This is a genomic window from Vibrio sp. OPT46 (assembly GCF_015163535.1).
GTDB lineage: Bacteria > Pseudomonadota > Gammaproteobacteria > Enterobacterales > Vibrionaceae > Vibrio > Vibrio alginolyticus.
Genome location: NZ_JADDYG010000576.1, coordinates 3712 through 4421 on the forward strand (window position 1 = coordinate 3712; position 710 = coordinate 4421).

Genomic DNA, 710 nt, shown 5'->3' on the forward strand with positions numbered 1-710 from the left:
GGTAAAGAGTACACATCTGGTCAAATCGCTTGGTCAATAATGACTGGTCATTTTCCTGACTTCATCATCGATCATAAAGATGGTGATTCTCTAAATGATAAATGGAGCAATTTACGTAGGGGGGACAACTGCGTTGCTCAGAGAAATTTTAACTAGAAGTCGCCGCAACAAAACTGGTGTGACCGGAGTGAAACAGAGCAATGGCTACTTTGTCGCCTACATCGGAGTGGGCAAGAAGCAAAAGTACCTTGGTAGAACAAGTGACTTTTTTGAGGCTGTTTGCTTAAGAAAGCGAGCAGAGAAACAGTACAACTACAGCCCTAGACATGGGCTGTAATCAACATTGAAAAAAAACATGCCAGAACCAAAACCTAACCACCGGAAGTTCGCGGACTTTATTACTAACGTTTCAGCCCTTGCTAGTGCCTATTTCTTAGTCCGATTTGTCCTAGATTTTTCTCTAGAAACTCTAATCGAGAATGAAAATTTATTGTGGTTCTTCATTTTCGCTTTTATTACTGCAGTATATGGTTTTATCTACGGAAAAAACGGCTAAAAATGACATTGTAAACAACTAGATTGTGTAAAAGGTATTGAATTACTCCTACATGCTTATGGCAACTGTCAAAATAGGCGATTCAAATGGATTAATGCCATCAGAACAACTTGATAACAAAGAGGGAGCCATGTTCAACATAAGAACTAGACAC

At 39.3% G+C, this 710-nt stretch carries 1 protein-coding gene; it reads left to right on the forward strand.

Annotated features, from left to right (window positions below; translation table 11 throughout):
* Positions 1-36 precede the first annotated feature (36 nt).
* Positions 37-156: an HNH endonuclease gene (locus tag IQR33_RS35985; RefSeq protein ID WP_416222693.1), complete on the forward strand. Its 120-nt coding sequence runs from the start codon at positions 37-39 to the stop codon at positions 154-156.
* The last annotated feature ends 554 nt before the right edge of the window (positions 157-710 follow it).